Genomic DNA, 22,835 nt, shown 5'->3' with positions numbered 1-22,835 from the left:
AAAGAAGGAGAAGAAGACATGGATGTGAAACGATTGCTACGCCCACTCAAAAATTGGAAGGTACGACGTCGCCCTGACCGCGTGAAAGGACGCTCGTCGATGCGCCGTAAGATGGCGATGGCGCTCGTGCCGACACTGATCGCCTTATTGATCGTCGGTGCGCTCGGCTCGTATCAATTACAGAATGCGACGTCAGAGTATGACCGCGTCTTGAACGAGCGGCTCCAAGATATGCTCGTCGCCGAAGATTTGGCGTTGACCGTGACCGATGCCGAGCGTTATTTGAACTACTATCTGCTCGTCTCGAACCCGAAGACACTGATTAGTCTCGAAGCGGCGCAGACAAAACGTGACGAACTGATGGATACGCTCAAGCAGTCGTCGTCAGATTCGAAAGTCATCGCCTGGATCGGTGATCTTGAGAAGTTCAATCAACATCTCGACACGGAAATGGCGCGCGTCATCGACCTCCGTCAACAACAAGACGAGATCGGATACAAGACGGTGCTCAATACGAGCGTGACACCGACGACGGATCGCGTCCGGATGACGGTGACCGACCTCGTCACGTATCAAGGCGAAGCGCTCGCAGCTGAGTCGGAAGCGGTCCAGGCGAGTGCCGGGCAGTCGATCATCTGGATGGTTGTCATCAGCATCATCGGCGTCGCTGTCGGTCTACTTTCATTAGTAGCACTCCAAAAGTTGTTCTTGAAGCCGATCAATCGACTCGTGAACGAAGCGCGCGTCGTCGCCGAAGGTGATTTGACCGGGGGTGATATCGAGGTCGGTTCGAACGATGAGCTCGGTGACCTCGTCACGGCGTTCAACGATATGAAACGCAACCTTGTCGGCTTGATTCGTCAAGTCGGGGCGGCCTCAGACAAAGTGACGGCCTACTCGGAAGAACTGTATGCCAGCACGGACCACGTCGCCACGACGACGCAAGGTGTAGCCGGTCTATTTGAACAGATGAACCTTGCCGCCCAAGTGTCGGCGAAACGGGCCGAAGAAGGGACGTCCGGCGTCAATCAAGCCGTCGTCGGCTTGAACCAAATCGCCGCTGCCTCGCAAGGCGTGAACGAGCAGACGATTCATACACTCGAAGCGGCGAGTGGGGGACTGGAGACAATTCAGTTGGCCGAGCAGCAGATGCGGGAGATTCAACAAGCGAACGACTTGACGCAACAGATGGTCGAGCGCTTATCGAATCAATCGCTCGAGATTGAGAAAATCACTCGTTCCATCACGGCCATCACGGAACAGACGAACCTGCTCGCCTTGAACGCGGCGATTGAAGCGGCTCGGGCCGGGGAACACGGCAAAGGGTTTGCCGTCGTCGCGGCCGAGGTCAGAAAACTGGCCGAAGAATCGAAACAGTCGGCAAAACAGATTCAAGCGGTCGTCGTCGATATTCAGCGCGACACGTCGGAAGTCGAGGCGGCGTTCGATGTCACGAGCCAGCATGTGACAAGCGGTGTGATCCAAATGGGCGAAGTCGCCGGTGCGTTCCGTGAAATCGTCACCGTCATTCAAGAGACGTCCCGTCAAATGAGTGAGATTGCGGCAGCGACAGAAGAAGTAAGTGCGAACACGACCGAGGTCGCCGTCTCGGTCGAAGATATGTCAACGAACGCCGTCTCAACGCAACGAAGCGTCGAAGAGGCGGGCGCGAACGTCGAAGAGCAACTCGCCGCGATTCAAGAAATCAACGGCATCGCCGAGACGATGAGTCATATGTCGGTCGAGTTGAAAGACCTCGTCCACTTATTCAAGGCATAAAAACAGCGTCTCCTCGACAATCGAGGGGACGCTGTTTCGGTTACATTAACAAAATCAGACTGGCTGCCATGACCATCATACCGGCGACCATGCCGTACACCGCATGGTGGGCCCGTCCGTATTCACGGGCGGCTGGGAGCAATTCATCAAGCGAGATGAACACCATGATGCCGCCGACAGCCGCGAAGATGATTCCGAACACCGTGTCGCTCAAGAACGGCATCAACAACAGGAAGCCGACGGCCGCGCCGAGAGGTTCGGCGAGTCCGGATAAGAAGGACAGTTTCAGCGCCTTCTTCCGAGAGCCGGTCGCGTAGTAAATCGGGACCGAGACGGCGATCCCTTCCGGAATGTTGTGCAGTGCGATAGCGATGGCGATCGCTAAACCGACGGCCGGGTCATCGAGAGCCGAGATGAACGTGGCCAAACCTTCCGGGAAGTTATGGATGGTGATGGCGAGTGCCATGAAGATTCCCATCTTATGAAGCCGCTGTTTCGTCTCGTGATTCAATGGGACGCGTTCGGTCGCCGTCGTCGCGAGTTCTTGGGACGACGGGTCGTTTTGCATCGTCTCGACGAATTTGACTTCATGCGGGTTCTCGGGAGACGGGATGAACTTGTCGATCAAGGCGATCAACAGCATGCCGCCGAAGAACGCGAGGACCGTATAAAGTGTCCCGGTCTGCTCACCATGGGCACCGACGAGCTCAACGAGCGCTTTCGGGAAAATCTCGATAAAGGATACGTAAATCATGACCCCGCCTGAGAAGCCAAGGGACACCGACAAGAAGGCTGTGTTGGTCCGTTTGGCGAAGAAGGCGATCATACTTCCGATCCCCGTCGCGAGTCCCGCGAACAACGTCAGTAAAAAGGCATAGATAATCGTGCTATCCATTGAAAAGGACTCCTTTACGTGTAGTGTAAGTTGATAATCACATCATAGCTCAAGTTTTGCCCTAATGCAACTTTTAGTCGCATGCGCAAAAAAAGCGTGGGAAATCAACGCTTCCGTGTTACAATTTTAGGAAAACGATTGATAAATGTTTAGAATATTTGTAATGTTAACGAGAGAAGTTTTTTTACGAGAACATGTGTTTAGAAAGGAATTTGTCGTATGTACAAAAAAGGGAATATCGCGATCTTTGCGGTCATCATGATTGCAACGATCCTACTCGCCGTCTTGACGACACCATGGGTCGTGAAGAACACGAACCTTGGCCTTGACCTCAAAGGCGGATTTGAAGTGCTGTACGAAGTCCAGCCGCTTGAAGACGGCGATGTCATCGATCAATCTGCGATGAATGCAACCGTTCGCGCTATCAACAACCGGGTCAACGTGCTCGGTGTGTCTGAACCGGACATTCGGATTGAGGATGATAACCGGATCCGTGTCCAACTCGCGGGTGTATCGAATCAAAACGATGCCCGAGAAGTGCTCTCGTCGACGGCGCAGCTTACGTTCCGCGACATCGATGACAACGTCCTGCTCGACGGAAAAGATCTCGCGCCGCGCGGTGCCTCAATCAGCTACGATCAGCAAGGCAACCCGGTCGTTGAATTGACACTCCAATCGGCAGAACAGTTCGGTGAAGTGACGTCTGAGATCGCTCAGCGCCCGGCACCGGAAAACCGCCTTGTCATCTGGCTCGATTATGAGGAAGGTGACTCGTACGAAGAAGAGATTCAAAAAGAGAACTCGAAAATCGTCTCGGACGCCTCGGTCAACGGACCGATTCTTTCGGATAAAGCCATCATCTCCGGTGGGGATATCGACGCCGAGAGTGGTCAACGTCTCGCTGACATCTTGAACGCCGGGGCACTCCCGGTCAAACTTGAAGAGAAGTACTCGACGTCGGTCTCGGCCCAATTCGGTCAAGATGCACTTGAGAAGACTGTATTCGCTTCGGTCATCGGTGTCGTCGCTATCTTCTTGTTCATGTTGTTCTTCTATCGTTTACCCGGTCTCGTCTCGATCCTCACACTCATTTTGTATATCAATTTGATTATGTTGTTCTTTAACGGGATTAACGCCGTCTTGACGCTCCCAGGGATTGCCGGTCTCGTCCTCGGTATCGGTATGGCAGTCGATGCCAACATCATCACGGCCGAGCGAATTAAAGACGAACTCCGCTCAGGGAAGTCGGTCCTATCGGCGTTCCGTGCCGGTAACCGTCGCTCGCTCAGTACGATTATCGATGCCAACTTGACGACGCTCATCTCGGCAGCGGTCTTGTTCTATTTCGGAACAAGTTCCGTCAAAGGGTTCGCGCTCATGCTCATGATCTCGATCGCGATGACGTTCATCTCGAACGTCTTCATCTCGCGCTATTTGATGCACCTCCTCGTCGCAAGTCGTCTCTTCGACAAGCGCAAAGGCTGGTTTGGTGTGAAGGAGAGTGAAATCCGTGAACTTTAAGCTCACTGAATTAAACTATATTAAACCGATGCGCACGTTGTTCCTCATCTCATGTGCCGTCGTCATCATCGGGCTCGGGATCTTGTTCTTCCGCGGCTTGAACCTCGGAATCGACTTCGCGTCTGGAACGCGGGTCGAAGTCCAGACCGAGTCGCAAGTGTCGCAAGACGATTTAGCGGCCGCCTTCACCGAGGCAGGCGTGGATGAAGACATCTCTTCTGTCCAATATGCAGAAGGCGGGACGCTCGCGAACGTGACGTTCGTCGGGCAGCTCACTCAAGATGAAGTCGCTTCGGTGAAGACTGTGTTCACGGAGACGTTCGGGAACGACCCGAACATCAGCACCGTCTCAGCCGAGGTTGGCCGAGACATCGCCCGTAATGCGATTTATGCCGTCTCGCTCGCATCGCTCGGGATTATCTTGTATATCACGTTCCGCTTCCAATTCTCTTACGGTGTCGCCACCGTCGTCGCCATGCTCCACGATGCGTTCTTCATGCTTGTGGCGTTCTCGATTTTTGGCATCGAGGTCAACTTGTACTTCGTCGCCGCTATCTTGACGATTATCGGGTATTCGGTCAACGATACGATCGTTACGTTCGACCGGGTGCGCGAGAACATTCAAGCGTATGAGAAAGAACGGAAAATCAAGACGATGGACGAGTACCGTATGCTCGTGAACAAAGCGATTCAAGAGACGATCGTCCGCTCGATCAACACGGTCGTCACTGTATTGTTCACCGTCATCGCCTTGTACATCTTCGGCGCCGAATCGATTCGCGGCTTCTCGCTCGCGCTTCTCGTCGGCCTCATCATGGGAATGTACTCGTCGATCTTCATCGCCTCATACCTTTGGTTGCTCATCAAAGGCATGTCGCTCAACAAAAAGAAATCAGCTGCCCCAGAGGCGTAACCACTGGTCTCCCGAATTAATCGGGGGACCTTTTTGAATGTCAAGACGGCACTTCACTCGCTCGTTCTGATATAATCTACAATTGATTGGAGTGAGGCATTATGTATCATGCGAAGAAACGTTGGGTGTATCCGGAGACGGATACAACGTCTGTTGAACTGTTACAAACAGAACTGAATATATCGGAGCAACTCGCGACGCTCCTCACACAACGGGGGCACCGCTACGTCGAGGCGGCCAAGGCGTTTTTATACGTCGAGGATGAATTGACGTTCCACGACCCGTTTTTATTTGAACAGATGCCAAAAGTCGTCGAACGCTTGAAACGGGCGGCCGACGAAGGCGAGATGGTGCTCATCTATGGCGACTATGACGTCGATGGCGTCAGCGCCTCGGCCGTCATGTGGCACGCCTTGACCGAGATTGGCGTCATGGCGGAATGCTATATCCCGAACCGGTTCACCGAAGGCTACGGACCGAACAAAGAGGCGTTCAGCTGGGCCGCCGGTGAAGGGTTCACCCTCATCATCACGGTCGACTGCGGCATCTCGGGGATTGAAGAAGCAGCGCTCTTAAAAGAGCTCGGTGTCGACTTGATTATCACCGACCACCACGAACCGAAAGAGACGTTACCGGATGCGTTCGCTATCATCCATCCTCATATCGACCCGTCGTATCCGTACGACAAACTCGCCGGGGCAGGCGTCGCCCTCAAAGTGGCGCACGCCGTGCTCGACCGGATGCCGGACGAGCTTCTCGACTTGGCCGTCCTCGGCACGATCGCCGACCTCGTCCCGCTCGATGGGGAGAACCGTCTGCTCGCCAAGCTCGGGCTCAAGGCGCTCGATGATTCGAAACGCCCGGGTATTTTGGCGCTCCGTGAAGTGTGTGCGTTGACGGACGGGACATTGAACGAGGAATCGGTCGGGTTCGCGTTCGGTCCGCGCATCAACGCCGCCGGTCGTCTCGACTCGGCGATGCCGGCGCTCCAGATGTTGCTCGCCGAGAGCGAGGAAGAAGCGCTCGCACTGGCACAACAGCTCGACAAACAGAACAAAGAACGCCAAGACATCGTCAAGACGATCGCCAAAGAAGCGACGGAACTCGTCGAAGCCTCGATGACGGACGACCGCGTCCTCGTCGTCGCCAGTGAACGCTGGAACCCAGGCGTCGTCGGAATCGTCGCCTCACGTCTCGTCGAGGCGTACTATCGTCCGGTCATCCTATTGTGCCATGACCCGAAGACAGGGAAGGCGAAAGGGTCGGGCCGGTCGATTGACGGTTTCGACTTGTTCAAAGAACTATCGAAGAACGAAGACATCTTGCCGCACTTCGGTGGCCACCCGGCCGCAGCCGGGATGACGTTGTTATCGGAAAACGTGGCCGAACTGCGCCGTCGTCTGAACGAACAAGCCGAATCGATTCCGGACGAGACGTTCGTCGCCCGCGTCAACGTCGACTTGAAGCTCGACGTGAACGATGTGTCGCTCGACTTGATTTCAGAGATTGGCAAGCTCGCCCCGTTCGGGATGGGTAATCCGTCACCGCGTGTCGTCGTGGCAGACGCTAGACTTCGCGATATCCGTCAAATCGGGCGCGACAACACCCATTTGAAGGTTCAGCTCGCCGGGGATAAGCGGGAACTTGATGGCATCGGCTTCGGTTTCGGTCACGTCGTCTCTGAAATCTCGAAGATGGCCCACGTCTCGGTCATGGGCAGTCTGCAAGTAAATGAATGGAACGGGATGCGCAAGCCGCAGCTCATGATTCAAGACATCCGTGTCGACGGGTTCCAAGTGTTCGATTATCGGGGCAAGAAAAATTCGCTCGACGAATTGAAACAGCTCCCGGGCGACACGACGTCGTTCATCTCGTTCCAAGGGCGGGACGACTTCCCGCTCCACGACCTTGATACGCCGCTCAAGCCGTTTGTCGTCTTGCTCGATTTGCCGGACGAGGAAGACGTATTGGCGGACTTGTTGACCGAGGACGTCGAACGCATCTACTGTGCGTTCGGACAAGGCGGCTCGTTCTTCGAGAAGTTGCCGACGCGTGAAGATTTCCGAACATACTACGTCCACATGGCGACGTGCGAACGGAAAAACCTGCGCGAAAACTTGATTCGTTTGTCAATCGAGCGAAAATGGTCAAAAAATACGATTCAATTTATGCATCAAGTATTCTCTGAACTCGAATTTCTTGTTACAATGGAAGACGGACTGCCTGGAGTGAATCCAGAAGCGCCGAAACGCGATTTGACCGAAGCGCCGTGTTATAAGCGCCGGGTCGGACGAGTCCAACTCGAGGAGCGTTTCATCTATGCGTCATTGGCAGAACTGAAAGAGCGGTTACAATCATTGCGATCGAACAAGATGCAGGAGGCTTACACATAAAATGGATTTCAAACAGCATATTAAAGAAGTAGCGGATTACCCGAAAGAAGGAATCAGCTTCAAAGACATCACGTCACTCATGCAAGACGGGCCGGCTTACAAAAAAGCGGTCGATGAGCTCATCGCTTACGCTCAGGAGCGCGGTGCTGAACTCATCGCTGGTCCGGAAGCACGCGGATTCGTCGTCGGTTGCCCGGCAGCGTACGCACTTGAACTCGGGTTCGTCCCGGTCCGTAAAGAAGGCAAGTTGCCACGTGAGACGGTTCGCGTCGCATACGGCCTCGAATACGGCACAGACATTTTGACGATGCACAAAGATTCAATCAAACCGGGCCAACAAGTCGTCATCTTGGATGACTTGCTTGCAACAGGCGGCACGATTGAAGCGACCATCAAAATGATTGAACAACTCGGCGGCGTCGTCGCGGGGATTGGATTCTTAATTGAACTTGATGGACTTGGTGGACGTGAGCGTCTCGAAGGATACGACGTGTTCTCACTCATCCGTTACGAAGATTGACCTAGACGGGAAGCGATTAGCTTCCCGTTTTTGAATAGTTTTTGAGGAAAATAACCCACAACCTTTGACAGGTCGTCAGATTTTTTCGATAATAGTAAGTAAAATTACATTACTCATGCACGTTAACTACTACCATGCTGCGACGAGTCCAAGTCGATTGGAGCGGTAAGAAAAAGGGTGTCGAATGTTATGACCAAAAAACAAATCGTAAGTATTGAGGACCTTCTCGACGCGCTCGGGGAGTATATGGGTGAAGACGAGATTGCCGAAGTGAGACGCGCTTACGAATACGCAAAACTACATCATACCGGTCAGTTCCGACGTTCCGGCGAACCCTACATTCTGCATCCGGTCCAAGTGGCCGGTATTCTCGTTGATATCGGGTTAGACGCGACGACGATTATCGGTGCGCTTCTTCATGATGTCGTTGAAGACACGGACATCACGCTCAAACAACTCGCTGACGAGTTTGGGGTCGAGGTGGCCATGCTCGTCGACGGCGTGACGAAGCTCGGTAAAATCAAATATAAATCGAAAAAAGAAGAACTCGCCGAGAATCACCGCAAGATGATTATCGCGATGGCTGAAGACGTACGTGTCATCTTGATCAAACTCGCCGACCGTCTGCATAACATGCGGACGCTTCAACATATGCCGAAAGAGAAGCAAGTTCAAAAAGCGGAAGAAACGCTCGAGATTTTCGCGCCGCTCGCCCACCGGATGGGGATCTCGACGATCAAATGGGAGCTCGAGGATATTTCGTTACGTTATATCAACCCGCAGCAATACTATAAAATCGTCTCGATGATGAAACAGAAGCGGACCGAGCGGGAAGCGCTCGTCACTTCGGTCATCACAGAAGTGAACACCGTCCTCGAGGACGTGAGCATCGAGGCCGACGTCAACGGTCGTCCGAAGCACATCTACTCGATTTACAACAAGATGGTGAAGCATAAGAAAGAGTTCAATGAGATTTATGACTTGATGGCGGTCCGCATCATCGTCGATTCGATTCGCGACTGCTACGCCGTCCTCGGCATCATCCACACGCAATACAAGCCGATGCCGGGCCGGTTCAAGGATTATATCGCCATGCCGAAACCGAACATGTATCAGTCGCTTCACACGACGGTGATCGGACCGAAGGGTGAGCCGCTCGAAGTGCAAATCCGCACGAAGGACATGCACTTCATCGCCGAGTTCGGGATTGCCGCGCACTGGGCCTATAAAGAAGGAAAGAGTGTCGCGACGAACGGGTTCGATGAAAAGATCGCCCATTTGCGCGAGATTTTAGAGCTACAAAAAGATACGACCGACGCCGAGGAGTTCATGGAGTCGCTCAAAGTCGATTTCTTCAGCGATATGCTCTACGTCTTCACACCGAAAGGCGACGTCTTCGAGTTGCCGAAAGGCTCGGTCCCGATCGATTACGCCTACCGCATCCATACCGAGATCGGTCACCGGATGACGGGGGCGAAAGTGAACGGACGGATGGTGCCGCTCGACCATAAACTCGAGACAGGTGACATCATCGAGATCATCACGTCGAAACATAGCTATGGACCGAGCAAGGACTGGCTCAAACTCGCCGTCTCGAGCCAGGCGAAGAACAAGATTCGCCAATGGTTCAAGCGCCAACAGCGTGAAGAGAACGTCGAGAAAGGCAAAGAGCTCGTCGACGTCGAGATTAAGAAGCTCGGCTTCGAGCCGAAAGAAGTAATCGATGACCAGTCGCTCGCCGTCGTCGTCGAGAAGTTCAACTTCGGGAACGAGGAAGAGATGTACGCCGCGGTCGGCTATCATGGCATCACGGCCGCCCAAGTCGCCCACAAGTTGACGGAGAAGCAGCGCAAAGAGCCAAAACTCGAGCTGTCGGACGCGATCAACGAATTGAAAGTCAGTCAGTCGCCGAAGAAGAAGACGGCCGAGGCCGGCGTCTCGGTGAAAGGGATTGACAACATGCTGATCCGCATGAGCCGCTGCTGTAACCCAGTGCCGGGCGATGAAATCGTCGGGTATATCACACGTGGACGCGGCGTGTCGATTCACCGGAAGGACTGCTTGAACATCATCAATGAGCAGCACCCGGAGCGACTCCTCACGGTCGAGTGGGAAGTCGGTCAGGCGAAGGAGAAGAACTATAACGTCGACATCGAGATCACCGGCTACGACCGTTCCGGTTTGTTGAACGACGTGCTCCAAGCCGTCTCGGCGACGAACACGAACATCGTGGCGGTGAGCGGACGCGGGGACCAGAACAAACAGGCCCGTATCTCGATGACGATCTCGATTCCGAACGTGAACCATTTGCAAAAAGTCGTCGACCGGATTAAGCAAATCTCGGACGTGTACTCGGTCAGCCGAGTCATGATGACGTGACGAAAGGAAGATTTCTGTGCGTGTATTGTTGCAACGAGTAAAAGAAGCATCCGTCACCGTCGATGAGGAGACGATCGGTCAAATCGAGGCCGGTTATTTGCTCCTCGTCGGGGTGACCCACGAGGACACTGAGACGGAAGTGAACTGGCTCGCCGACAAGGTGGCCGGACTCCGTGTCTTCGAGGACGCGGACGAGAAGATGAACTTATCGATTCAAGACGTCGCCGGCAAAGTGTTATCCGTGTCGCAGTTCACGCTTTACGGGGACACGCTCAAAGGCCGTCGCCCCGCGTTCACGCAAGCGGCGAAACCGGATATCGCCGAACGCCTTTACGAGAAGTTCAACGAGCGTTTGCGGACGCACGGGCTCGTCGTCGAGACCGGGAAGTTCGGGGCGATGATGGATGTCGCGCTCGTCAATGACGGTCCGGTCACGCTCATGCTCGAAAAAAACGCTTGACAGAAGCAGGCGTGATTCGGCATCATGAACCATATAACCTAAAACCTACGATAAAGAAAAGTACGGTCACCCCACCAGCAAAGAGAGCGATGCCGAGGCTGAAAGCATCGACTGGATGATGACCCGAACGACACTTTGGAGGTGCTTCCTTGAACTCTTAGTAGGGGGAGCCGTTTCATCGGGCGTTAACCGATTTCGAGTGGCAGAGTATCGATTATGGCTCTGCAACGAGGGTGGTACCACGGGAAACTTTAACAGGCTCTCGTCCCTTTGCGGACGAGGGCCTTTTTGTATTCTAAGGAGGGAATTTAGATGAAAGCACCACGCGGCACACAAGACCTGCTTCCGGGCACGGTCGAGACATGGCAGTATGTCGAAGAGAAACTACGCGACATCAGCGCCCGTTACAACTATAAAGAGATTCGTACCCCGATTTTTGAAACGACCGACCTGTTCACACGCAGCGTCGGCGAGACGACGGACATCGTCCAAAAAGAGATGTTCACGCTCGTCAAGAAAGGTAAGGACGAGTATACGCTCCGTCCGGAAGGGACGGCCTCGGTCGTCCGCGCTTTCGTCACGAACAAGCTGTTCGGCAGCCCCGACCAGCCGACGAAACTGTACTACATGGGACCGATGTTCCGCTACGAACGTCCACAAAAAGGCCGGTTCCGCCAACTGCACCAATACGGTGTCGAGGCGATCGGTAGCAGTGACCCTGCCGTCGACGCAGAAGTGATTAGCCTCGCCTACACGATTTACAAATCGTTCGGCCTGAAGCAAATCAAGGTCGTCGTCAACTCGCTCGGTGACGCCGAGAGCCGCAACGCTCACCGCGAAGCGCTCATCCGTCACTTCGAACCGGTCCAGCACGAGCTGTGCCAAGATTGCCAAACGCGATTGCACCAAAACCCGCTTCGCGTCCTCGACTGTAAAGTCGACCGCGACCATCCGTCGATGAAGTCGGCACCGTCGATTCTCGACTTCTTGAACGAAGAATCGAAGACGTACTTCGAGAAAGTACTCGCGCACTTGGATGCGCTCGGTGTCGCCTACGTCGTCGACCCTACGCTCGTCCGCGGTCTTGACTACTATACGCACACAGCGTTCGAGATCATGTCAGAGGCAGAAGGCTTCGGCGCCATCACGACGCTATGCGGCGGTGGACGCTATAACGGTCTCGTCCAAGACATCGGTGGACCGGACATGCCGGGCATCGGTTTCGGGATCGGGCTCGAGCGTCTCATCCTCGCTCTCGAGAATGAAGGGGTGCTCCCGGCACTCGAGACGGGACTTGATGTCTTCGTCGTCGCCCAAGGCGGATCAGAAGTCGAAGTGACGGCGACACGCCTGTTGCAACTGCTTCGCATCGAAGGCTTCAAGGCGGACCGTGACTATCTCGGCCGCAAGTTCAAAGGACAATTCAAACAAGCCGACCGCTTGAACGCGAAGTTCACCGTCATCCTCGGAGACGATGAAGTCGAGCGCGGATCGGCCTCCCTCAAGGTCATGGCGACCGGGGAACAAGTCGACGTGCCGCTATCGGCTGTCGCAGACAAAATTCGTGAACTATCGGAAGGAGCAGGACAATGATCGGACGCACACATATGAACGGCCGCGTGACAGAATCACTGATCGGCCAAGACGTACAATTGAAAGGATGGGTACAAAAACGTCGCGACCTCGGAGGCCTCATCTTCATCGACCTTCGTGACCGCACAGGCATCGTCCAAGTCGTCGTTCGCCCGGAAAATGAAGCGGTGCACAAGCTCGCCGAGTCGATCCGCAGCGAATACGTACTTGATATTAAGGGAACTGTCCTCGAACGTGAGAACAAGAATCCGAATATGCCGACCGGGAACATTGAAGTCATCGCCTCTGAAATCAACATCTTGAACGCGGCGAAGATGACGCCGATTCCAATCGGTGACGAGGCCGAGAACGTATCGGAAGACCTCCGTCTTAAATACCGTTACCTCGACCTCCGTCGTCCGGCGCTCCAAGAGACGTTCCGTCTCCGCTCGAAGGCGTCGAACACGATCCGTAACTTCTTGACGGAAGAGGAGTTCCTTGAAGTCGAGACGCCGATTTTGACGAAGTCGACACCAGAAGGCGCGCGTGACTATCTCGTCCCAAGCCGTGTGCACGGCGGCGAATTCTACGCGCTCCCGCAATCACCGCAGTTGTTCAAGCAGCTCCTCATGGTGGCTGGATTCGACCGTTACTTCCAAATCGCACGCTGCTTCCGTGACGAAGACCTTCGGGCCGACCGTCAACCGGAATTCACGCAAGTCGATATCGAGACGAGCTTCATGGACGTCGAAGACTTGATGGCGATGATGGAATCGATGATGGCGCAAGTCATGGAAGCGACGCTCGGTCGCACCGACACGCCAGCCAAGTTCGAACGGATGACGCACGAAGAAGCGATGCGCCGTTTCGGTTCAGACAAACCGGACACACGTTTCGGTCTTGAACTGATTGACGTCGCGGACGCCGTCACAGGCGCCGGCTTCAAAGTGTTCGACATGGCGCTCGAGTCGAACGGACAAGTCAAAGCGATCAACGTCAAAGGCGAGGCGGACAAGTTCTCGCGTAAAGATATCGACAAGCTTCAAGAGTTCACGGCCGTCTACGGCGCGAAAGGCCTCGCTTGGCTCAAAGTGACGCCAGAAGGCTTGAACGGACCGATCGCCAAGTTCTTCGACGAGACGTACGCTCAGAAGTTGATGGAAGCGACGAACGCGGAAGCGGGCGACTTGCTCCTCTTCGTGGCATCAAAACCGACAGTCGTCGCCGACAGCCTCGGCGCGCTTCGCGTCAAGCTCGGTCATGAGCTCGGGCTCATCGACGAGTCGAAGTTCAACTTCCTTTGGGTGACGGACTTCCCTCTCGTCACGTTCGAAGAAGAAGACGGCCGTTTCTACGCCAACCACCACCCGTTCACGATGCCAAACCGTGAAGACCTCCACTTGCTTGAGACGGATCCAGCGAGCGTACGCGCCCTTGCCTATGACCTCGTCTTGAACGGCTATGAGCTCGGTGGCGGCTCGCAACGGATTTATGAGCGTGACATTCAAGAGCGCATGTTCAAATTGCTCGGCTTCACAGAACAAGAAGCAGTCGACCAGTTCGGCTTCTTGCTCGAAGCGTTCGAATATGGCACACCGCCGCACGCAGGTATCGCGCTCGGTCTCGACCGTCTCGTCATGATCCTCGCGGGTCGTTCGAACCTTCGTGACACGATTGCCTTCCCGAAAACGGCGTCGGCGAGCGACTTGCTCACACAAGCACCAAGCCCGGTCGCGGACGCGCAACTCCAAGAGTTGTCGATTCGTACCGCATTGAAAGAGAAGAAATAAGCCATCAAAAGGAGGTTCGCCGCGGCGAACCTCCTTTTACTTACACGGAAACAGATGTGACCCAGTTTTCTTTGATTTCTTGAACGACACGATCTGGATTTTCCCAATGGAGCATGTGTGAAGCGGATGGGACGGGTTTGACGACGGCACCGGTCAATTCGGCGATTTGATTCGATGCATCGATTTTAAATGGCTCATCTGCTTCTGGAAGCGTCGCCCGCAACAGGATGATCGAGTTCGATTGCACCCGGCTTGAAAAATCGAGCACCTCATCGCGATACATCGATCGAATGATGGCTGCACCAGTTTTTCCGCGAGCGTGCCAATAGTATCGGTTGTCTCTATGTACGGCAAGGTCTTGCGCGGCCAAATCTAGGAGTGGGGAACGTCTCGAGATCCCATCGTAGACCGCCATCGATTCGAATTCGCCCCAAGTCTCACAAAAAACTTCAAAATCTGTTTCGTAATACGCCGCCTCTTTCTCTGAAGAGCGTCCGCGCAGCCGCTTACTTTGATACCCACCATCAATCAAAATTGAACCGTCGACGCGGTCGCCTTGATCGATCAAATAGTAGAGGTGGATGAAAGACCCCCAGGAATGGGAGAGGAAATAAAAACGGTTCACATCAAGCATGTCGAGCACTTGATTCAGCCACTCACAAAAGCGAGGGAAGTCGTATGCATGCTCGTTCTGAAAAGATTGGGACATCCCATGACCTGGTGCATCAATCGCAAGGATGCGGAAGTCGTATTGCAATTTGTCCGCAACTTCGATGAAACTGAGTGCTGTACTGCCTAGGCCGTGCAAACAAAAGATGACTGGCTTGTCGCGTTCGCCCCATTCGGTGACGCGGACATCGATGTCCTGGCAATGAATCATATAGCGTTTCAATTTCAAATTCCTCCAAATCGTATGTATTAAAAAAGAAGGGTCGACCGAATTGTCCGACACCTTCTCTTCATTTCTTTATCTGTTGTTAGTTTTCCTCTTGGTCATTCATCTTTTTCGCCGTTCGCTGAAGCGCGAATCCGAAGGCGAACAGCGAGGCGATCACGGCCGTCATCGTATAGACCGAGTCCGCGAACGCCAGGTAAATGCCGAACAGGCCGAGCCCGAAGCTGAGGATAAACCAAAGCCAGAGGCTCGGATGATCGCGTAACGCCTGCTTCATCGGCTCGGGACGTTCAACTGGCAACCGGTCCCATCGGTCACGAGTAAGTTCGAGTTGAACACTTGGCCGTTACTCTTCAAGACGAGCGTCCGTTTATCGTCACGATAGTCAATGATCATGTCCTCGTCCAAAAAGATTTTCGTCCAGTTCTTAATGAGAATCGGGCCGACGTTCGAATCAATCTCGACATCTTCTGGTGTCGTCTCGGTCACGTAGCGAATCTCGAAGATGCCGCTATTGCCACAGCCGCAACCTTCCGTCTCATAAAACAAGTGCATCTGTCCGTCACGGTCGCCTTTTAAGGCATCAATCCGCGCCTGAGCGCGTTCTGTAATTTGTACGTTCATGGGTATCACTCCTTATGTCTATTATACCTCGCTGGAAAAAAGATTGAAAAAGACGTGCTTCCCGTTTTCCACTTCCTGCAAAAAGGCGTAAACTATTTGTTTAGAAGGGGGAAACGACATGATCTCACGTTTTTTTAGTTATTACCGTCCACATAAGAAGTTATTCATTCTCGATTTCTCGTTCGCCATCCTCGTCGGCCTGCTCGAGCTCGGTTTTCCGCTCGCCGTACAATGGTTCATCGACGACCTGTTGCCGGGTGGGGAATGGAATTGGATTATCATCATCAGCATCGGCCTATTGATTCTTTACATACTCGCCATGATGATGCAGTACGTCGTCAACTATTGGGGGCATAAGCTCGGCATCAATATCGAGACCGATATGCGGGAAGAGCTGTTCACCCACATCCATAAACAGTCGTTCCGGTTCTTCGATAATCATAAGACCGGCCATCTGATGAGTCGGGTGACGAACGACTTGTTCGATATCGGCGAAGTGGCGCACCATGGTCCTGAAGATTTCTTCATCGCCATCATGACGCTCCTCGGTGCATTCGGGATCATGTTCTCGATTGACCCGCAACTCGCGCTCGTGACGGTAGTCGCCGTGCCGTTCCTCGTCATCATGATCACGTACGCCAACAAAAACATGAACAAGGCGTGGCAAAAGATGTATACGAACATCGGCGAAGTGAACGCCCGCGTCGAGGACAGCGTCTCCGGCGCACGTGTCGTCCAATCGTTCACGAACGAGTCGTTCGAAATCAAACGGTTCCAAAAAGACAACAACTTCTATCGCGGCTCGAAAATCGAGGCATACCAAGTCATGAGTAAGTCGCTCGCCGGCATCTACATCACGACGCGGCTCATGACGCTGCTCGTACTCGTCTACGGGGCATACTTGACGTATCAAGGGCAACTGTCTTACGGACAGCTCGTCGGGTTTATCCTCTATATGAACTTGCTCATCAAGCCGATTGAGAAAATCACGGCGCTCCTTGAGATGTATCCGAAAGGAATGGCCGGCTTCAAACGCTTCACGCAACTGTTAGATGAGGCACCGGATATCGAGAACCGTCCGGACGCCGTCGACGTCACGACGCTAAAAGGCGATATCGCTTTCCATAACGTCTCGTTCGGCTACTCGGACTATCGCCAAGTATTGACCGACATCGACCTCGACATCAAGTCGGGTACGACGGTCGCCCTCGTCGGGACGAGCGGGGCCGGGAAGACAACGATTTGTTCACTCATCCCGCGTTTTTATGATGTGACGAACGGTGCCATCACAATTGATGGCATGGACATCCGCGATATGACGAAAGAGAGCCTGCGTCGCCAAATCGGCATCGTGCAACAGGACGTGTTCTTGTTCGCGGGAACGCTCCGTGAGAATATCGCTTACGGGAAGCTGGACGCGACCGATGAAGAAATCATGCATGCAGTCGAGAAAGCGCATTTGAACTCGCTCGTCGACGAGTTGCAGTACGGCCTTGATACACAGATTGGGGAGCGGGGCTTGAAACTGTCGGGCGGACAGAAACAACGGATCGCCATCGCCCGGATGTTCCTCAAAAATCCGCCGATCTTGATTTTAGACGAGGCGACGTCCGCGCTCGACACAGAGACGGAAGCGATCATTCAAGATTCGCTGAATGAGCTCGCAGCCGACCGGACGACGCTCATCATCGCCCACCGTTTGGCGACGGTAAAAAACGCCGACCGCATCCTCGTCGTTAACGTCGACGGCATCGTCGAAGACGGGACGCACGATGAATTAAGCGCAAAAGGCGGCGTGTTCGCAGGACTTTTAAAGCGCCAACAGTTGTAAACTTGACAACTCGCTCATGTTTGTAAACAGCATGCCGTACAGTTAAATAGTCGAACCGAACTATCAGTTTTCATCAACAAAAGAGGGGAAGCTGGACGTTAAGTCCAACTCCCCCTCTTTTTTATACTGGATCCACTTTTGCGCGATCAATGACCGAGACGAGCCGCCGGAACTGTTCAAGCCAAAACTGGAAGAACGGGCCAATCAGGAAAATCGACAGAACCGTTCCGAAAAAGACGGGTCCGCCGAGCACCCAGCCGATGAGGCAGGCCGTCAGTTCCATCCACGTCCGCATCATGCGGACCGACGTGTTGAACCGGTCGGCCAAGGCGAGCGTCAATCCGTCCCGTGGGCCGGCCCCATAACCGATGGCGACGTACAACCCGGCACCCATCCCGATGACGAAGATGCCGAGGATGAGCCAGGCGATGTTGAGCGCGATGCCGTCGAGCTGCGGCAACCAATGCTGGTCGAGAATCAAGTTCATGAACACGCCGACGAAGACGGCGTTGACGAGCGTCCCGAACTGGGGCCGAATCCGGTCCAGTATGTACTTGCAGAAGACGAGCAAGAGACCGACGAGTAAGATGATCGTCCCGACGGAAATCGGGGTGTGCCGGGCGAGCCCGAGATGGAGCACGTCCCATGTCGACACGCCGAGGTCGGCCGTGATCATCATCGACGACCCGAGGGCGAGCAGGAACAGGCCGCCCATGAATAACGCCCATTTCAAACTGATTCGTAAAGATTGTACCCATACCGCGTGCATGATGGTCGCCTCGATTCCCTAAAATGTCCCATCATCATATCATATCTCGTTTACACACAAGAAAAAAACGCCTCGGACGAGGTCCGAAGCGCTTGGCTCACTTTTTAGGTGTCGATGCTTTTTTTGCTTTGTTCTTTTTATAGTAATCGTAGACGAACGGTGCGACCGCCGTCGCGACTTTAATGAGTGTACCAAATTTACCTTTTCTAGCCATGTTGCTGCACCCCTTTCTGTTCTAATGATGTATATTCCACCTGTTTCGGAAATGAAAACATGTTTCCTACAGTTTCGTCTAAGCGAACACCGGTAGCCATGTCTCATAATAGGGAAGGAGGCAAAAAAGATGAAGACGATTATCTGGTATCAAAACGATTTGCGGGTCGACGACCATCGTCCGCTCGAGGAGGCACTCCGTCATGACGATCCGATTGAGGGACATTACGTCATTCCGGAAGAAGAGCTCATTGAAAATCGGTTCGGCCATATTCCGCTCGGGCCGCGGCGACTCCAGTTTTTGAACGAGGCACTCGACGACTTGGCCGGTTCGCTCGCAGCGCTCGGCATCCCGCTGTTCGCCCATGTCGGACATCCACTCGACGTCTTCGAATCGACCGACCGCTTATTGTTCCAACGGTCGATCGGTTATAACGAACGGAGACGTGAACGTGAGGTCATGACCTCGTGGCAAGGCGAATGTCAGGCGTTCGATGGGTTCACCCTCTACCCGCGGGAAGCGATTCCGTTTGAGAAGCTGCCATTCCTCTTCACCGAATTCCGAAAAGCGGTCGAGGCTGATGCGAGACCGGACCGATTGGTCGAACGCTCGCCTGCGATGGAATGGCGTGCCATCGACTTTCCGGTCGCTTATACACAGCCGGGACATGACGCACGGACTGCGTTCCCGTTCAAAGGTGGGGAACGGTCGGGGCGAGCACGTCTCGGTGCCTATTTGGCCGGTCCGGTCCGGACGTATAAAGAAACACGGAACGGCTTCGGGGTCGACGACTCATCGAAACTGTCGGCTTATCTTGCCAACGGCTCGTTGTCACCGCGCCGGGTGCTGCACGAGCTCGAGCAACATGAGCGGTCACACGGGGCGAACGAGTCGACGTATTGGCTCTATTTCGAGCTGCTCTGGCGCGAGTTCTTCCAATGGGTCGCCCTCGAGCAAGGGAAACGACTGTTCCGCGCCCAAGGCATCCGTTCGAAACAGAAGACATGGCGCGTGGACGATGACGTCATCGGGCGTTGGCAAGCGGGAGAGACGGGCGTCGACTTCGTCGATGCGTTCATGCGCGAATTGAACGCGACGGGATGGATGTCAAACCGGGGGCGTCAAATCGTCGCGAGCTATTTTGCGAAAGAGCTCGGGCAGGACTGGCGTATCGGCGCGTCGTATTTCGAATCGATGCTGATCGACTATGATGTTGCCAGCAATACCGGCAATTGGGCGTACCAGGCCGGCGTCGGCAACGACTCGAGAGATCGCCGTTTCAACGTCACGCGGCAACAAGATACGTACGACCCGACCGGTGCGTTTCGTAACAGCTGGTTGTGACGAAACTGTCATAAGAAGTCGTCGTTTCTGATTGACTTCTTTTTACAGACAGTGCTATAGTAAGGGCAACAGATGGGATACCTGAGGTGTACGAGAGCCGCCTTCGTTATTTTGAGCCAACACTTTGAATACGGGAGACCGAACTGCCATCCAGATCAACTGCCTCATCACGTGCAGGAGGACTTGTGAAGGGGACGCTAGGTCACCCACCTGCTTAAGCAGGTTCAAAAGCAGGGCATCGTCACGGCACTCCGGGTCCCATCGATTTTATTGTAAAAACGTCGCTAGACGTCTTTTTTTTGATTATAATTCCGAGTAAAATAGTGTGAGAAAATAGGATTCATTTGGAGGAAGAGTATGTTACACCAGTTTTCACGTAATGAGTTGGCCATCGGTCAAGAAGGTTTAGAAGCATTAAAAGGGAAGACGGTCGCCATCCTCGGTGTCGGCGGTGTCGGGTCGTTCGCGGCCGAGGCACTTGCCCGGAGCGGAGTCGGACGCATCGTCCTCGTCGATAAGGATGACATCGACATCACGAACGTCAACCGCCAAATCCACGCGCTCTTGTCGACGGTCGGGCAACCGAAAGTCGAAGCGATGGGAACACGTCTCCTCGACATCAACCCGGAGCTCGAGCTCGTCAAACTGAAAATGTTCTATACAGAAGAGACGTTCGAAGAATTCTTCGCCCAAGACCTCGATTTCGTCATCGACGCCTCGGATACGATTATCTATAAGATTCATTTGATCGTCGAGTGCAAACGCCGGGGCATCCCGGTCATCTCGAGCATGGGCATGGCCAACAAGATGGACCCGACGCGCATCAAAGTCGTCGACATCAAGGATACGACGTACGACCCGATCGCCAAGATGGTCCGGACACGTCTCCGTAAAGAGCGTATCCATAAAGGCGTCCCGGTCGTCTTCTCGGACGAGTCACCGATCGTGACACGCGAAGACGTGAACGAGGTCGTCGGGAAGAAAGATGCCCCGATCCGTAAAGCGAAGATGCCGCCGAGTTCGAACGCGTTCGTCCCGTCGGTCGCCGGCCTCGTCGCTGCGGGCTATGTCATCAATCAAATGCTCGAGACAGCGGGTGTCGAGATCAACCGCATCCAGAAATGAAAAAACGACGCCGGCTCATCAGAGTCAGCGTCGTTTTTCCCAATAGTCGAGCCGTTTTTGCAGCTGTTGCTCGAAGCCACGGCTCGTCGGCGTATAATATTTAGGACGTTTCCGGGCCAGATTCTCTGGCCAATAGTTTTGCGGGACGTAGCCATCTTTCTCGTCGTGCGGGTATTTGTAGCCGGCACCGTTGCCGAGCTCACGGGCACCCGGGCTATGGGCGTCGCGGAGATGGACCGGGACCGGACCGCCCTCGACGGTACGGACGTGATGAATCGCCTTGTCGATGGCGGTGATGACCGCGTTCGATTTCGGTGCCGTCGCAAGATAAAGGACGGCCTGTGCCATCGGGATGCGCGCTTCCGGGAAACCGACATGTTCGCTCGCGCGGGCGGCCGCATCGACGATGACGAGCGCGTTCGGGTCACTGAGCCCGATATCTTCGGCCGCATGGACGTAGAGCCGGCGCATGATGAAGCGCGGTGATTCACCGGCCTCGATCATGACGGCGAGCCAGTATAGAGCCGCGTCCGGGTCTGAGCCACGAATCGACTTGATGAACGCCGAGATGACGTCATAATGCCGGTCGCCCGTCTTGTCGTACTTGATTGCTTTTTGTTGAATCGACTCTTCGGCGACTTCGAGCGTGATGTCGATTTTGCCGTCAATCTCGGGTGTCGTCAACACGGCCAGTTCGAGTGCGTTCAACAGCACGCGGTAGTCACCGTCCGCCATTTTGATATAATGCTCCACGGCGGCTTCCTCAATCTTGATCGGATAATTGCCAAGTCCCTTTTGATCAGCTAGAGCCCGTTCCAAAACGACACGAAGTTCGTCTGGTCCAGGCGGTTCGAGCCGAAACACGGTCGCGCGCGACAGCAACGCCGCGTTGACCTCGAAACTCGGGTTTTCGGTCGTCGCCCCGATCAAGATGAGCTTTCCGGCCTCGAGTGCCGGGAGCAGGGCGTCTTGCTGCAATTTATTGAAACGATGAATCTCGTCTAAAAATAAAATCGTTCGTTCTTGTTCGAAGTCGAACCGGGACTCGGCCTCACGGATGACACTTCGTAGTTCATCAAGTTTGGCCGTGACGGCGTTCAATTGGACGAACGTCGCTTTCGTATAATTTGAAATGACGCGGGCGAGCGTCGTCTTGCCCGTTCCCGGCGGTCCATACAGGATGATCGTGCCGAGACGGTCGGCCTCGATGGCCCGGCGCAACAATTTGCCTTCGCCGATGATGTGGCGTTGACCGATGACTTCGTCTAACGTTTCCGGCCGCATCCGATTGGCGAGTGGGCCGCTATTCGATTGCTGAAATAAATCACTCATACGTACACATTCCTTTCGACAAACGTTTGTTCGATTAGTATAGCAGAAGGAGACATGAAGATGAAAATATCTACAAAAGGTCGTTATGGATTGACGATCATGATCGCACTGGCTCGGGAAACGGACAACAAACCGCTCAGCTTGAAAAAGATTGCGGCCCGGCATGAACTGCCGGAACATTACTTAGAGCAATTGATCGGTCCACTCCGCAACGGTGGTCTCGTCAAGAGCGTGCGCGGGGCGTATGGCGGCTATCAGCTCGTCAAACCGGCGACGGACATCACGGCGGGAGAAATCATCCGTCTGCTCGAAGGCCCGCTCACGATTGTCGAAGATTCAGAGGCAGATGACGCCGTGAAACGGAAGCTATGGGATAAAATCAAAGCCGCAATCGAGAAAGTGCTCGAAGAGACGACACTTGCCGATCTTGCTGAAGAAGATTCAGACGGCTATATGTTCTATATTTAAAGGTGAGGTGA

At 54.1% G+C, this 22,835-nt stretch carries 17 protein-coding genes, 1 other RNA gene, 1 pseudogene and 1 other annotated feature; of the genes and pseudogenes, 13 read left to right on the top strand and 6 right to left on the bottom strand.

From position 1 onward, the window contains the following. Window positions 1–18: 18 nt before the first annotated feature. Window positions 19–1,779, top strand: a complete 1,761-nt coding sequence (locus tag KNP82_RS04270) for a methyl-accepting chemotaxis protein (protein ID WP_021066899.1) — start codon at window positions 19–21, stop codon at window positions 1,777–1,779. 40 nt (window positions 1,780–1,819) lie between these two features. On the opposite strand, the gene zupT is transcribed toward KNP82_RS04270, so the two are convergent. After that, window positions 1,820–2,674, bottom strand: a complete 855-nt coding sequence (zupT, locus tag KNP82_RS04265) for a zinc transporter ZupT (protein WP_214713899.1) — start codon at window positions 2,672–2,674, stop codon at window positions 1,820–1,822. Window positions 2,675–2,893: 219 nt separating this feature from the next. Here zupT and secD point away from each other — a divergent pair. The 7 genes and pseudogenes from secD (at window position 2,894) to aspS (ending at window position 14,222) form a co-directional block, all read left to right on the top strand. Then, window positions 2,894–5,108 (top strand): annotated as a pseudogene (gene secD / locus KNP82_RS15660) (protein translocase subunit SecD). 101 nt (window positions 5,109–5,209) lie between these two features. Beyond that, entirely contained in the window at window positions 5,210–7,501 is a 2,292-nt protein-coding gene (recJ, locus tag KNP82_RS04250) for a single-stranded-DNA-specific exonuclease RecJ (RefSeq protein WP_214827138.1), read from the top strand. A 1-nt stretch (window position 7,502) separates the two neighbouring features. After that, complete coding sequence (locus KNP82_RS04245) at window positions 7,503–8,021, top strand: adenine phosphoribosyltransferase (protein ID WP_021066904.1); 519 nt, start codon at window positions 7,503–7,505, stop codon at window positions 8,019–8,021. Window positions 8,022–8,210: 189 nt separating this feature from the next. After that, complete coding sequence (locus KNP82_RS04240; RefSeq protein ID WP_021066905.1) at window positions 8,211–10,400, top strand: RelA/SpoT family protein; 2,190 nt, start codon at window positions 8,211–8,213, stop codon at window positions 10,398–10,400. Between the two features lie 16 nt (window positions 10,401–10,416). After that, on the top strand, window positions 10,417–10,860 hold the full coding sequence (dtd, locus tag KNP82_RS04235) for a D-aminoacyl-tRNA deacylase (RefSeq protein WP_021066906.1): 444 nt from the start codon (window positions 10,417–10,419) through the stop codon (window positions 10,858–10,860). A 38-nt stretch (window positions 10,861–10,898) separates the two neighbouring features. Continuing rightward, window positions 10,899–11,133 (top strand) — a binding site (T-box leader). A 39-nt stretch (window positions 11,134–11,172) separates the two neighbouring features. Continuing rightward, on the top strand, window positions 11,173–12,453 hold the full coding sequence (hisS, locus tag KNP82_RS04230) for a histidine--tRNA ligase (protein WP_021066907.1): 1,281 nt from the start codon (window positions 11,173–11,175) through the stop codon (window positions 12,451–12,453). Continuing rightward, window positions 12,450–14,222 carry an aspartate--tRNA ligase gene (aspS, locus tag KNP82_RS04225; protein ID WP_021066908.1) on the top strand — a complete coding sequence of 591 codons (1,773 nt, stop codon included), beginning with the start codon at window positions 12,450–12,452 and terminating at the stop codon, window positions 14,220–14,222. The genes hisS and aspS overlap by 4 nt, the downstream gene beginning before the upstream one ends. A gap of 40 nt (window positions 14,223–14,262) precedes the next feature. On the opposite strand, the gene KNP82_RS04220 is transcribed toward aspS, so the two are convergent. The 3 genes from KNP82_RS04220 to KNP82_RS04210 all read right to left on the bottom strand — a co-directional run bounded on the left by KNP82_RS04220 (window position 14,263) and on the right by KNP82_RS04210 (window position 15,741). After that, complete coding sequence (locus KNP82_RS04220) at window positions 14,263–15,114, bottom strand: alpha/beta fold hydrolase (RefSeq protein ID WP_021066909.1); 852 nt, start codon at window positions 15,112–15,114, stop codon at window positions 14,263–14,265. 85 nt (window positions 15,115–15,199) lie between these two features. Then, on the bottom strand, window positions 15,200–15,418 hold the full coding sequence (locus tag KNP82_RS04215) for a hypothetical protein (protein ID WP_125318019.1): 219 nt from the start codon (window positions 15,416–15,418) through the stop codon (window positions 15,200–15,202). Next, the gene (locus KNP82_RS04210) at window positions 15,391–15,741 is read right to left on the bottom strand and encodes an iron-sulfur cluster biosynthesis family protein (protein WP_021066911.1); all 351 of its coding nucleotides are present in this window, start codon (window positions 15,739–15,741) and stop codon (window positions 15,391–15,393) included. Before KNP82_RS04210 ends, KNP82_RS04215 begins: the two co-directional genes overlap by 28 nt. A gap of 118 nt (window positions 15,742–15,859) precedes the next feature. On the opposite strand from KNP82_RS04210, the gene KNP82_RS04205 reads away from it, so the two are divergent. Next, on the top strand, window positions 15,860–17,572 hold the full coding sequence (locus tag KNP82_RS04205; protein ID WP_214713896.1) for an ABC transporter ATP-binding protein: 1,713 nt from the start codon (window positions 15,860–15,862) through the stop codon (window positions 17,570–17,572). A 121-nt stretch (window positions 17,573–17,693) separates the two neighbouring features. Here KNP82_RS04205 and KNP82_RS04200 read toward each other — a convergent pair whose 3' ends face one another. Next, complete coding sequence (locus KNP82_RS04200) at window positions 17,694–18,341, bottom strand: YczE/YyaS/YitT family protein (protein WP_214713894.1); 648 nt, start codon at window positions 18,339–18,341, stop codon at window positions 17,694–17,696. 343 nt (window positions 18,342–18,684) lie between these two features. On the opposite strand from KNP82_RS04200, the gene KNP82_RS04195 reads away from it, so the two are divergent. The 3 genes from KNP82_RS04195 to KNP82_RS04185 all read left to right on the top strand — a co-directional run bounded on the left by KNP82_RS04195 (window position 18,685) and on the right by KNP82_RS04185 (window position 21,024). Continuing rightward, window positions 18,685–19,899 carry a DASH family cryptochrome gene (locus KNP82_RS04195; RefSeq protein ID WP_214713892.1) on the top strand — a complete coding sequence of 405 codons (1,215 nt, stop codon included), beginning with the start codon at window positions 18,685–18,687 and terminating at the stop codon, window positions 19,897–19,899. A gap of 75 nt (window positions 19,900–19,974) precedes the next feature. Beyond that, window positions 19,975–20,161: non-coding RNA, 6S RNA (ssrS, locus tag KNP82_RS04190), on the top strand. A gap of 95 nt (window positions 20,162–20,256) precedes the next feature. Then, window positions 20,257–21,024: a tRNA threonylcarbamoyladenosine dehydratase gene (locus tag KNP82_RS04185; RefSeq protein ID WP_021066918.1), complete on the top strand. Its 768-nt coding sequence runs from the start codon at window positions 20,257–20,259 to the stop codon at window positions 21,022–21,024. A gap of 24 nt (window positions 21,025–21,048) precedes the next feature. On the opposite strand, the gene KNP82_RS04180 is transcribed toward KNP82_RS04185, so the two are convergent. Next, window positions 21,049–22,356, bottom strand: coding sequence for a replication-associated recombination protein A (locus tag KNP82_RS04180; RefSeq protein WP_214827135.1), 1,308 nt, complete (start codon window positions 22,354–22,356; stop codon window positions 21,049–21,051). Window positions 22,357–22,416: 60 nt separating this feature from the next. Here KNP82_RS04180 and cymR point away from each other — a divergent pair, with 60 nt between their 5' ends. Further along, window positions 22,417–22,824, top strand: a complete 408-nt coding sequence (gene cymR, locus KNP82_RS04175) for a cysteine metabolism transcriptional regulator CymR (protein ID WP_058763254.1) — start codon at window positions 22,417–22,419, stop codon at window positions 22,822–22,824. Window positions 22,825–22,835: the final 11 nt, after the last annotated feature.

Source organism: Exiguobacterium sp. s26, assembly GCF_018618235.1.
GTDB lineage: Bacteria > Bacillota > Bacilli > Exiguobacteriales > Exiguobacteriaceae > Exiguobacterium > Exiguobacterium chiriqhucha.
This window is presented reverse-complemented; position numbering and strand designations above follow the sequence as displayed.

Excerpts from the sequence above, each read along its gene's own strand:
- KNP82_RS04270 (WP_021066899.1), top strand. The coding sequence starts at position 19 with ATGGATGTGAAACGATTGCTACGCCCACTCAAAAATTGGAAGGTACGA.
- zupT (WP_214713899.1), bottom strand. The coding sequence starts at position 2,674 with ATGGATAGCACGATTATCTATGCCTTTTTACTGACGTTGTTCGCGGGA.
- recJ (WP_214827138.1), top strand. The coding sequence starts at position 5,210 with ATGTATCATGCGAAGAAACGTTGGGTGTATCCGGAGACGGATACAACG.
- KNP82_RS04245 (WP_021066904.1), top strand. The coding sequence starts at position 7,503 with ATGGATTTCAAACAGCATATTAAAGAAGTAGCGGATTACCCGAAAGAA.
- KNP82_RS04240 (WP_021066905.1), top strand. The coding sequence starts at position 8,211 with ATGACCAAAAAACAAATCGTAAGTATTGAGGACCTTCTCGACGCGCTC.
- hisS (WP_021066907.1), top strand. The coding sequence starts at position 11,173 with ATGAAAGCACCACGCGGCACACAAGACCTGCTTCCGGGCACGGTCGAG.
- aspS (WP_021066908.1), top strand. The coding sequence starts at position 12,450 with ATGATCGGACGCACACATATGAACGGCCGCGTGACAGAATCACTGATC.
- KNP82_RS04210 (WP_021066911.1), bottom strand. The coding sequence starts at position 15,741 with ATGAACGTACAAATTACAGAACGCGCTCAGGCGCGGATTGATGCCTTA.
- KNP82_RS04205 (WP_214713896.1), top strand. The coding sequence starts at position 15,860 with ATGATCTCACGTTTTTTTAGTTATTACCGTCCACATAAGAAGTTATTC.
- KNP82_RS04200 (WP_214713894.1), bottom strand. The coding sequence starts at position 18,341 with ATGCACGCGGTATGGGTACAATCTTTACGAATCAGTTTGAAATGGGCG.
- KNP82_RS04195 (WP_214713892.1), top strand. The coding sequence starts at position 18,685 with ATGAAGACGATTATCTGGTATCAAAACGATTTGCGGGTCGACGACCAT.
- KNP82_RS04185 (WP_021066918.1), top strand. The coding sequence starts at position 20,257 with ATGTTACACCAGTTTTCACGTAATGAGTTGGCCATCGGTCAAGAAGGT.
- KNP82_RS04180 (WP_214827135.1), bottom strand. The coding sequence starts at position 22,356 with ATGAGTGATTTATTTCAGCAATCGAATAGCGGCCCACTCGCCAATCGG.
- cymR (WP_058763254.1), top strand. The coding sequence starts at position 22,417 with ATGAAAATATCTACAAAAGGTCGTTATGGATTGACGATCATGATCGCA.